The 10936-nt window shown below is 64.4% G+C and carries 9 protein-coding genes; 3 read left to right on the forward strand and 6 right to left on the reverse strand.

From position 1 onward, the window contains the following. Positions 1–59 precede the first annotated feature (59 nt). From ACXAF3_RS06050 to ACXAF3_RS06075, 6 genes are all read right to left on the reverse strand, one after another. The gene (locus ACXAF3_RS06050) at positions 60–491 is read right to left on the reverse strand and encodes a hypothetical protein (protein WP_475111393.1); all 432 of its coding nucleotides are present in this window, start codon (positions 489–491) and stop codon (positions 60–62) included. Between the two features lie 36 nt (positions 492–527). Then, positions 528–1166: a LysE family translocator gene (locus ACXAF3_RS06055; protein ID WP_475111394.1), complete on the reverse strand. Its 639-nt coding sequence runs from the start codon at positions 1164–1166 to the stop codon at positions 528–530. Then, the gene (locus ACXAF3_RS06060) at positions 1166–2095 is read right to left on the reverse strand and encodes a DMT family transporter (protein WP_475111395.1); all 930 of its coding nucleotides are present in this window, start codon (positions 2093–2095) and stop codon (positions 1166–1168) included. Before ACXAF3_RS06060 ends, ACXAF3_RS06055 begins: the two co-directional genes overlap by 1 nt. Positions 2096–2166: 71 nt before the next feature. After that, positions 2167–3894, reverse strand: a complete 1728-nt coding sequence (gene recJ, locus ACXAF3_RS06065) for a single-stranded-DNA-specific exonuclease RecJ (RefSeq protein WP_475111396.1) — start codon at positions 3892–3894, stop codon at positions 2167–2169. Between the two features lie 10 nt (positions 3895–3904). Next, positions 3905–5296 carry a threonine synthase gene (thrC, locus tag ACXAF3_RS06070; RefSeq protein WP_475111397.1) on the reverse strand — a complete coding sequence of 464 codons (1392 nt, stop codon included), beginning with the start codon at positions 5294–5296 and terminating at the stop codon, positions 3905–3907. A 122-nt stretch (positions 5297–5418) separates the two neighbouring features. Beyond that, positions 5419–6756: a homoserine dehydrogenase gene (locus ACXAF3_RS06075; protein ID WP_475111403.1), complete on the reverse strand. Its 1338-nt coding sequence runs from the start codon at positions 6754–6756 to the stop codon at positions 5419–5421. A 367-nt stretch (positions 6757–7123) separates the two neighbouring features. Between ACXAF3_RS06075 and ACXAF3_RS06080 the strand changes: the two genes are divergently transcribed. The 3 genes from ACXAF3_RS06080 (at position 7124) to aspA (ending at position 10722) form a co-directional block, all read left to right on the forward strand. Then, complete coding sequence (locus tag ACXAF3_RS06080; RefSeq protein WP_475111398.1) at positions 7124–8131, forward strand: type I asparaginase; 1008 nt, start codon at positions 7124–7126, stop codon at positions 8129–8131. Between the two features lie 107 nt (positions 8132–8238). Further along, positions 8239–9054: a helix-turn-helix domain-containing protein gene (locus ACXAF3_RS06085; RefSeq protein ID WP_475111399.1), complete on the forward strand. Its 816-nt coding sequence runs from the start codon at positions 8239–8241 to the stop codon at positions 9052–9054. A 207-nt stretch (positions 9055–9261) separates the two neighbouring features. Beyond that, the gene (aspA, locus tag ACXAF3_RS06090; RefSeq protein ID WP_475111400.1) at positions 9262–10722 is read left to right on the forward strand and encodes an aspartate ammonia-lyase; all 1461 of its coding nucleotides are present in this window, start codon (positions 9262–9264) and stop codon (positions 10720–10722) included. Positions 10723–10936: the final 214 nt, after the last annotated feature.

Here is a 10936-nt window from a genome sequence, read left to right on the forward strand (position 1 = left end):
TCCCGCGATTGGGTATCTCGTTGCGATGCAGGAGGCTAAAGGTTACCGCGAGTGGAAGGTCAAGTGTTATTGTCGGGGCAGTCGCCGCTTTCGTACTGGATCTGATCCGCCGGGTCAAACCCCAGCTCCAGAGCCGCGTCCAGCGCGCCCATCGCGATCAGGTGCAGCACTATATCACCGGTGGGACCGCCGCAGACGGCCGGGTACATGCGGTCGATGCGGGTGCCGCAGCGGGACTCCTGCACCTGCACGCCGCTGCCGGTCAGCTTGGCGCTGCTCTCCTTGAGCGAGATACCGCCGCCCTCGCACTGGCGGTTGCCGCGGGCCTCGAAGACCCAGATCAGCTCCTCCGCCTGCACCGGCGCTTGCTCGGTTTCCGCCGGCTTCTGCTCGGCCGTTTCGTCGCTCTTCTCCACTTTCTGCTCCGCGCGCTGCCCGCAGGCGCCCACCGCAAGGGCGGTAACCAGCAATACCAACAGTGTATTTTTCATCACAGGGCTTCCTCCATAAAGCGTGTCGTTACCCGATCAGCCGAATGCCAACCAGGCGCCCACCGCCAGCATCAGTGTGCCGGCAATGCGATTAACGAGGCGCACATTCTCACTGCGGGCCAGCAGGCGGCCGAGGGTGCGCCCACCGCCAGCGTAAATGAACAGGCACAGGGTTTCCAACAGCAGAATGATAGCAACCAACACCACCAGCTGCGGCGCCAGTGGCTGGCTGTCGCTGATAAAGGGCGGCAGCAGCGCGATAAAAAAGGCCCAGCCCTTTGGATTGGCCACCGCGGTGACGAAACCCTGGGCCGCCAGGGCCCCGCGACCGGGAGCCGGCGCCGCGCCGTCGCGCCCTTCCGGCGCCACCACCGCCATACTGCCCCGCGCGCGCCACATCTGCACGCCGAGCCAGGCCAGGTAGGCGCCGCCACAGTATTTGAAAATCTGAAACGCGCCCGGATACTTCAGCATAAAAGCGGCGATACCCAGCACCGCGGCCACCGCCACCAGTGCCACGCCGGTCAGTTCACCGACCATCATCCACAGGGTTCGGCGCACCCCCAGGGTCATGCCCATCGTCAGCGCCAGGGTCATGCACAGCCCCGGTGTCACCGACACGAAGAAGAAAGTCGGCACGAACAGTGCCAGCAGTGAAAGATCGATAGCGCCCATCAGTGGTGAGTCCCGCTGTGGCTCCCATAGTGGCTCACCAGCATCCCCGCCAGCATCAGGCCGCAACCCAGCAGTTCGCGGCCGCTCAGCACCTCATTGAGGAACAGCCAGCCCGCGGCCAGCGCGAACACCGCTTCCAGGCTCATAATGACCGTCGCGTGGGACGGGGCCGCATGGCGCTGGGCCAGCAGCTGGAAGGTGAAGGCGATGGCGGTGGAAAATATCATCATATAGGCGATGGGCCAGGCCGCATCCACGGCCGACTGCAGTGTGGGCCGCTCGACGATCAGCGCCGCCACAGCGGACAGCAGCCCGCACATCAGAAACTGCACGCAGGCCAGCCGCAGGGCGTCATAGCGCTTTACGAAGTGATCCGCAGACAGCACCTGCACCGCGAAGACGAAAGCGCTGGCAAACACCATCAGGTCTCCAATCAGCTGCGACTCCTCACTGAAGTCGGCGAGCCAATAGAGCCCCAGCAGCGCCAGGGCGATACCGGCCCAGGTCCAGCGGTTGGTCCTGTGCCCCAGGGACAGCCCGATCACCGGCACCAGCAGCAGGTAAAAGCCGGTGATGAACCCGGCGCGTCCGGCGGTGGTGTAAAGCAGGCTGGCCTGCTGCAGCGCGGCGCCGAGAAACAGCCAGAAGCCGAGTATCGCGCCCCCGGGCAGGCAGGCACGCCAGCCGGACCGGATCCGGTGCCCGCCCGCCTCTCCGGGCTGGATATCCTCACCGAGCCCCGTCACCCGCCGCGAGGAAAACCAGTAGACGATGGGAATCAGCAGCAGGCCGCCGAGAATAAAGCGCCAGGCATTGAATGCCAGCGGCTCCATATGCGCCATCGCGACCTTTTGCGGCACAAACGCGACCCCCCAGAACAGGGCCGCCAGCAGCAGAAGCAGCTCGGCCTTTGCCTGTTGTCCTTTCATTACATCAATCCCCAAAAAATCTTAAAACGATCGCGCGCCTGCAAACGGCTCCCACAGAGCGCAGACGGCTATCAAATGGCCTCGAGATAGCTCACCAATAGTTGCAAAGATTCGCGGCCGCGGAACTCGTTGAGGTCGAGTTTATAGGCCAGGCGGACCCTTTCCGCCGGCTGCGGCCACCGGTCCGTATCCACATTGAACGCGATCGCGTCCAGCGCCAACTGCGGGCTCTGCCGCGGCGCGACGACCATTTTCAGATGCCGCTCGCCGACGATACGCTGTTGCAGCAGCAGAAATTCGCCGTCGAATAGCGGCTCCGGAAATGCCTGGCCCCAGGGGGCACAGGCGCGCAGCGTGGCGGCGGTCTGCAGCGTGAACTCGTGGGGCTCCAGCTCGCCGTCGGAGTCGATGACCGCCTGCAGCTGCTCCTCCGTCAGGCGGCTGCGCACCGCCATCTCGAAGGCATCCACAAACGCCGGAAAGTTCTCCAGGCGCAGGCTGAGGCCGGCGGCCATCGCGTGGCCACCGAATTTGGCGATCAGATCCGGATGGGACGCGGCCACGTCGGCGAGCGCGTCGCGGATATGCAGCCCCGGAATCGAGCGCGCCGAGCCCTTGATCAGGCCGTTGTCCCCCTCGGCGAAGGCGATCACCGGGCGGTGGAACTTCTCCTTGATGCGGCTGGCGAGAATACCGACCACGCCCTGGTGCCAGCGCTCGTCGTAGAGACACAGGCTCCAGGGAATCTCGCCCTCCAGCTGCAGCTTTTCCAGCGCCGCCAGGGCCTCGCGCTGCATGCCCTGCTCTATCGCCTTGCGATCGCGGTTCAGGGCGTCCAGTTCCGCCGCCAGCTCGCGCGCCTCGGTCGGATCCCGGGTCAGCAGGCAGCGGATGCCGGTGCCGATATCGTCCAGGCGCCCGGCGGCGTTGATACGCGGGCCGAGGATAAAGCCGATATCGGTGGTGGACAGTCTGCGCTGATCGCGCCCGGCCACCTCCAGCAGCGCGCTGATCCCCGGGCGGCAGCGCCCGGCGCGGATGCGCGCTATGCCCTGGTGCACCAGTATGCGGTTGTTGTGGTCCAGCGGCACCAGATCCGCGACGGTGCCGAGCGCCACCAGATCCAGGTATTCGGCCATATTCGGCGCGCTGATACCGGCCTCGGCAAACCAGCCCATCTCCTCGAGCCGGCTGCGCAGGCGGCTCAGCAGGTAGAAAATCACCCCAACGCCGGCCAGGTTCTTGCTGGGGAAGTCGCAGCCGGGTTGATTCGGGTTCACTATCGCATCGGCGTCCGGCAGCCGGGCTCCGGGCAGGTGGTGGTCGGTGACTATGACCGTCATGCCGGCGGCCCTGGCCGCGGCCACGCCGTCGATCGAGCTGATGCCGTTGTCGACGGTGACCAGCACATCGGGGGCATAGTCCTTCGCCACCTCGACGATCTCCGGGGTCAGGCCGTAGCCGAAGTCGAAGCGGTTCGGCACCAGGAAGTCGACAGGACCCGCGCCCATGGCGCCGAGCGCCAGCACCGCCAGGGTGCTGCTGGTGGCGCCGTCGGCGTCGAAATCGCCGACGATCAGGATTTTCCTCTGCGCCCGCACCGCGTCCGCGAGCAGCGCTACCGCATCCTCCAGACCGCGCATGGTCTGCGGCGGGTGGAGCCTGGCCAACTGGTGATCCAGCGCCGCCTCGCTGGTGACGCCGCGGCCGAGCAGCACCCGCTGCAGGATTTTCGGGGTATCAGAAGCAAAACGGCCAGTGGAGAGATCCACTGGCCGCCGCTGAATTCTTGTACTCATTCTCGCTCAGCTATTTCAATGCCGTCGCCATAAACTGGTGGACCCGGGACAGGTCGTTGGGCAGCACCTTCATGCGCTCCTCGCGCTGGAACAGGTCGTGCAAATGCGCCGGCAGGGGAATTTCACGTGTCGGCAGCGCGCGGGCCACCGCTTCGGGGAATTTTGCCGGATGGGCGGTGGAGAGGCAAACCATCGGCTGCTCCGCCGACCGCCGCACCCGGCGCGCGGCCTCCACGCCGATGGCGGTGTGCGGGTCCAGCAGGTACTCGCTCCCCTCGAAGACTTCGCGGATCACCTCGACGGTGCGCAGGTCGTCGACGCGGCAGGAGGAGAAGAGCGCGCGCGCCCTGTCCAGCGCCGCCTGGCTCAGCCGCATGGGCACGCCGCGGTCCGCCAGCAGTTCCGCCACAGCGCCGCCGTCGCGGCCGTAGAGGTCAAACAGCAGCCGCTCGAAGTTGCTCGACACCATGATATCCATGGAGGGCGACAGGCTGTGTACCAGCGGTCTGGGCGAGTGGTCGTTGTCGCTGATGCAGCGGTGCAGGATATCGTTGGCGTTGGTCGCGATCACCAGCTGCGCGATGGGCAGGCCCATCTGCCTGGCCAGGTAGCCGGCAAAGATATCGCCGAAGTTGCCGGTGGGCACGGAGAAGTTCACCGTTTTTTCCGGCGCGCCCAGGCGCAGGGCGGCGTAGAAGTAGTAGACGATCTGCGCCATGATACGCGCCCAGTTGATCGAGTTGACCGCTACCAGGCGCCGCCCGTCGGGCAGAAAGGACTGGTCGGCGAAGCTGGCCTTGACCATATTCTGGCAGTCGTCGAAGTTGCCCTCGAGGGCGATATTGAACACATTGTCCGACAGCACCGTGGTCATCTGCCGGCGCTGCACCTCGGACACCCGCTTGTGCGGGTGCAGAATAAAGATGTCGATATTGTCGCAGTGGCGGCAGCCCTCGATGGCGGCGGAGCCGGTATCGCCGGAGGTCGCCCCCATCACCACCACCCGCTCGCCGCGCTTTTTCAGCAGGTGGTCGAACAGCTGGCCGAGGAACTGCAGGGCGAAATCCTTGAACGCCAGGGTCGGGCCGTGGAACAGCTCCAGAATCCACTCGTTGGTATCCGTCTGCACCAGCGGCGCCACGGCGCTGTGGCGGAAGTTGGCGTAGGAGCGCTCGATAATGCCGCGCAGCTCCCCGTCGCTGAGGTCATCGCCGACAAACGGCTGGATAATGCGAAAGGCCAGTGCGCGGTAGTCCAGGCCGGCCATTGCCGCGATCTCGTCGCGGGAGAATGTCGGCAGACTTTCCGGCACATAGAGGCCGCCGTCGCTGGCGAGACCGGTGAGCACTGTGTCGGCGAAGGAGAGAGACGGCGCGCGGCCGCGGGTACTGATAAATTTCACGGTATTTTTCGATTTCTGAACTTGAAAGATTTTCCGTAGGAGCGGCCCATGGCCGCGATCGCTCTTGGGAGATTTTCCGAAATCGATCGCGGCCAACGGCCACTCCTGCAAACGGAAGCGCCTTAACCTAGGGTCTCGACCCGAATCCGCACCACATCCCCCTCGACGGTATCCAGCGCCTCTATCTGCGCCACCGCTTCGCGCAGGCGCGCCTCCTTGGCGCGGCTGGTCAGTATCACCACCGGTACCAGCGCCTCGCCCTCGGCCGGCTCGTGCTGGATCAACGCCTCGATACTGATGCCCTGGTCGCTGCAGATCTTCGCCACCTGGGACATGACGCCGGGCTTGTCGTGGGCGGAGATACGCAGATAGTAGCTGGTCACCACCTCCTCCATCGGCAGCACCCGGGCGCCGCCCCAGCCGCTCTCGGCGATGCCGGCGGCGGGCACGCGCTGATCCGGCTTGGCCTCGAGAGTGCGCGCCACATCGACGATATCGGCGATCACCGCCGAGGCCGTGGCCTCGGCACCGGCGCCGGCGCCGTAGTAGAGGGTCGGACCCACCGCGTCGCCGTTGACCAGTACCGCGTTCATCACGCCGTTCACGTTCGCGATCAGGCGGCGCTGGGGAATCAGGGTCGGGTGTACGCGCAGCTCCACGCCCTGCTCCGTGCGCCGCGCCAGCCCTATGTGCTTGATGCGATAGCCGAGTTCGTCGGCGTAGCGGATATCCTCGCTGGAGATGCCGCTGATGCCCTCGGTGTAGACCTTGTCGAACGCCAGCGGCATCGCGAAGGCCAGCGAAGCCATGATCACCAGCTTGTGCGCCGCATCTATCCCCTCGACGTCGAAGGTGGGGTCCGCCTCGGCGTAACCCAGGGCCTGCGCCTGGGCCAGCGCCTCGGCAAAACTGCGTCCCTTCTCGCGCATCTCGGTGAGAATATAGTTGCCGGTGCCGTTGATAATGCCCGCCAGCCACTGGATGCGGTTGCCCACCAGGCCTTCGCGCAGGGACTTGATGATCGGGATACCGCCGGCCACCGCGGCTTCGTAGGCGATAGTCACGCCCTTCTCCGCGGCCGCGGCGAACAGCTCGTTGCCGTGCACCGCGATCAGCGCCTTGTTCGCGGTGACCACGTGCTTGCCGTTGTCGATCGCCGCCAGCACCAGTTCGCGCGCCACGGTGGTGCCGCCGATCAGCTCCACCAGGATATCCACGTCCGGGTTGTTGGCCACGTCGAAGATTTCGCGGGTGACCTCCAGGTGGCTGGTATCGCAGGCCGGATTGTCCCGGCGCGCGCCGATTTGCACTATCTCCACCGGGCGGCCGCAGCGCGCGGCAATCTCCTCGAAGTTGCGCGCCATCACATTGACGGTGCCGCTGCCGACAGTGCCCAGGCCGCAGATGCCGATGCGCACCGCGCGCCGCGCGCCGTCCGCAGCAGGGGATTGACTTGCCAGTTCGGTGGTTTCTTCGACGGGTGCGCTCACAACTTCCCTCCGCGCAACAGGTCCTGAGCGATGCCGCGGCGGGGCTCGGCGCGATAGCGAAAACCCCGGCGCCGGACTCGAGCCAGGCAACAGCGCAATAAGTGGTATAGAAATCGACAAAAAGGACGACAACCTTACTGAGATAAGGGGGAAAATGTCAATAAAATTGCGCACAAGCGTCGAGCCTGTGCGCGTCCCAGCCCCGAACAGACACAGATGCCAGCAGATGCTATAAAAGCATCTACTAGCATCAGGTGCCGTCACTCCGCGAAATTGCGCCGCGGGCCGCTTTCGCAAAAAATGTCGCCACCTGAAAACCGGTTCAGCGGCGAGCACTATGAAGAAAACCCTGATTCTCTACACCGGCGGCACACTGGGTATGCGGCGCAGCGCTTCCGGCTATGTGCCGGATACCGACCTGGAAGCGCTGCTGGAAACGCTGCTCGCGAACACCGCCGGCGAACTGCCGGAGTACGATTTCCACGCGTTCGATCAGCTTCTGGACAGCGCCAACATGCAGCCCGGCGACTGGTATCGCATCGCCGGCTGCATCCGCGACCACTACGACCGCTACGCCGGCTTCATCGTGCTGCACGGCACCGACACCATGGCCTACACCGCCTCGGCCCTGTCCTTCGCGCTGCAGGGGCTGGACAAGCCGGTCATCGTCACCGGCTCGCAGATTCCGCTGCGGGAGATGCGCAGCGACGCCCACAACAACCTGATCGCCGCGCTGCTGCTCTGCGCGGACGAGGCGCTGGCCGAGGTGTGCCTCTATTTCAACGGCAAGCTGCTGCGCGGAAACCGCGCCACCAAGGTCAGCTCCGGCTCCCTGGACGCCTTCGCATCGCCAAACTATCCGCTGCTGGGCGAAGTCGGCATCCATATGAAGATCGACCGCGGCACCCTGCTCCCGGCCGCCGGGCGCCGGGCCTTCCAGATACCCGAGCGCGCCGATGGCGGCGTCGCGATACTGAAACTCTTCCCCGGCATTTCCGCCCACTTCGTCGGCAAGCTGCTGGAATACGGGCCGCGCGGACTGATCATCGAGACCTACGGCACCGGCAACGCACCGACCGGCGACAGACAATTCACCGGGCTGCTGGAACAGGCCAGCGCGCGCGGCACCGTCTGTGTGGCCGTCTCCCAGTGCCTGGAAAACCGCGTCGACCTGGAAAAATACGCGGCCGGCTCGGCGCTGCTGCAGGCCGGTGTGATCGGCGGTCTGGACATGACCACCGAGGCCGCGTACGCGAAGCTGAATCATCTGCTGGCTATGGATGTACCGACGCAGAAGGTACGGGAAATGATGCCAACTTCGCTCTGTGGAGAGTGTACGCCTTAGATATTCTCTACCGGCGCGGCAAAACCGCCCCTCCCTGGCCCCCACCAGAAGCACAGCAGAACCCGGAACCACAGCCAGAACACAGACGACTGGACGACACCGCCGAAATGAGCAGCGACTTAGCGCACAACCTGCGCCTGCTATGCAGTTACTACCGCTCCATCGCCGAGGTCTGCCGGCGCATGGATATCAACCGCGCGCAGTTCAACAAATACCTGAGCGGGGACACCCAGCCCTCCCGCTACACCCTGACCAGGATCTGCGACTTCTTCGGCGTGGAGCCCCATGAAATCCAGATGCCCCACGAACAGTTCGCGCAGATCATTCGCGTGCGCAGCACTCCGGGTATATCCGCCGCGCCCGCGCGCCCCTACGCCGGGGATATAGACACGCTGATGCATGACTCCCAGGGCCACGCGGACAAGTACCTCGGCTTCTACTTCGAATACCACTATTCGATGACCTTCCAGGACCATATCATCCGCAGCCTGCTGCGCATCGAGTCGGACGGCGACGGTTACTACTTCCAGCGCTTCGAACGCATGCGCTACCCGGACCGCGAAGAGTGGTACAAGTCGCGCTACAAGGGCATGATGTTTTTCCTCTCCGAGCGCATTTTCCTGATCGGCTACGAGGCGCTGACCCGCAACGAAATTGCGCAGACGATCCTCTACCCCACCTACAAGAGCCGGGTGAGCTACCTGTCCGGCCTGAAGCTGGGCGTCTCCGCCAGCGACAGGCGCGAGCCGGTCTGCACCAAGGTGGTTCTGGAGTCCCTCGGGCGCAATATCAGCGTCAGGAGCGCGCTGAAACTATGCGGTGTCTTCGGCCCGGACTCGGACGAGATCAATCGCAATATCCGCGAGAACATCCGCGCTTCGGACGGCGAAGGGCCGCAGAGTTTTTTGGCTACGCCGCTTTAATTGATAGTGATTAACAACATCTGCGATCAGATGCGAAGCCCCTGCCGCCGGGAGGCTTTTGCGGGACTGTCGGCCGGAGGGACCCGGCCGACAAGCCTACAGGGACGTATTCACGGCGTGTCCCGCAAAAGCCTCCCGGCAGCAGGGGCGCCAGAAACTGCCCAAGTGGAAACACCACCGCCAGGCAAATAACCCAAAGGAAGCAGTATGACGAGCGATTTCCACACACTGAAACCCATGCCGCTGTTCACCGCCGGCACCGAGACGCGCCTGGAGCGCGACCTCCTCGGCGAACGCGAAGTGCCCGCCGACGCCTACTTCGGCATCCAGACACTGCGCGCGCTGGAGAATTTCCAGATCACCGGCATCACCCTGAACCACTTCCCGAACCTGGTGAAGGCGCTGGCCATGGTCAAGAAGGCCGCCGCGCGCGCCAACAGCGAGCTCGGCTACCTGGAACACGAGCTGGCCGCGGCCATCGGCAGCGCCTGCGACGAAATCATCGCCGGCGAACTGCACGACCACTTCCTGGTGGACATGATCCAGGGCGGCGCCGGCACCTCCACCAACATGAACGCCAACGAGGTGATCGCCAACCGCGCGCTGGAGCTGCTGGGACACAGCAAGGGCGACTATAAAAAAGTCCATCCCAACAACCATGTGAACCTGTCCCAGTCCACCAACGACGTTTACCCGACCTCGATCAACCTGGCGATACTGCTCAGCTACAGCGACCTGGTCCACGCGATGGAGCAGCTGTGCCTGGAGTTTGACAAGAAGGCGGACGAGTTCGCCAATGTGATCAAGATGGGCCGCACCCAGCTACAGGACGCCGTCCCGATGACCCTGGGCCAGGAGTTCGCCGGCTTCGCCGCCACCGTGCGCGAGGACGTGGACAGAGTCAAAGAGCTGGTCATGCTGTTCAGGGAGATCAACCTGGGCGGCACCGCGATCGGCACCGGTATCAACACCGACCCCGCCTACCGCCAACTGGTGGTCGACGCCCTGTCGGAAATCTCCGCTATCGATTTTGTCTGCGCCGAAAACCTGGTGGAGGCCACCTCCGATATGGGCGCCTTCGTGATCTTCTCCGGTGTGATGAAGCGCATCGCAGTGAAGATCTCCAAGATCTGCAGCGACCTGCGCCTGCTCTCCAGCGGCCCCCGCGCCGGCCTGAACGAGATCAACCTGCCGCCGATGCAGCCGGGCTCCTCGATCATGCCCGGCAAGGTGAATCCGGTGATCCCGGAGGTGGTGAACCAGGTGGCCTACCAGGTGATCGGCAACGACCTGACCATCACCCTCGCGGCCGAGAGCGGCCAGCTGCAGCTGAACGTGATGGAGCCGGTGATCGCCTTCAACCTGCTGCAATCACTGCGCCTGATGACCCAGGCCATGGACACACTGGCAAACCGCTGCATCAAGGGCATTACCGCCAACGAGGACCACTGCCGCCAGCTGGTGGAAAACAGCATCGGCCTGATTACCGCGGTCAGCCCTTTTATCGGCTACGAAAATGCCACCCGCATCGCCGCACAGGCACTGGCCAGCGGCCGCACCGTGAAGGAACTGGTGCTCGCGGAGAAGTTGCTGAGCGAGGAGGAACTGAACGACATTCTCCTGCCGGAGAATATGACGCAGCCGAGGAAAGTGCAGCTGAAGCGGTAGTTGTTGACCCGGCAATGGACACTGCCGGGTCGACAGAGATCCGGGTGGTCAGCCGGTCACTGACCCCCGAATCACTCAGATACCTAGGGAACCCCTGAATAATTCCGCAATGCCTCTGCGGGCCCTGAAGGCTGCAGCTGTTAGGCGCAGCTCGCCGCGAATGGCCCGGCCCTTTGCAAGAGCTGCAACGCCGCAGATGCGGCCTTCAGGGCCC

The organism is Microbulbifer sp. ABF4_143 (genome assembly GCF_056160225.1).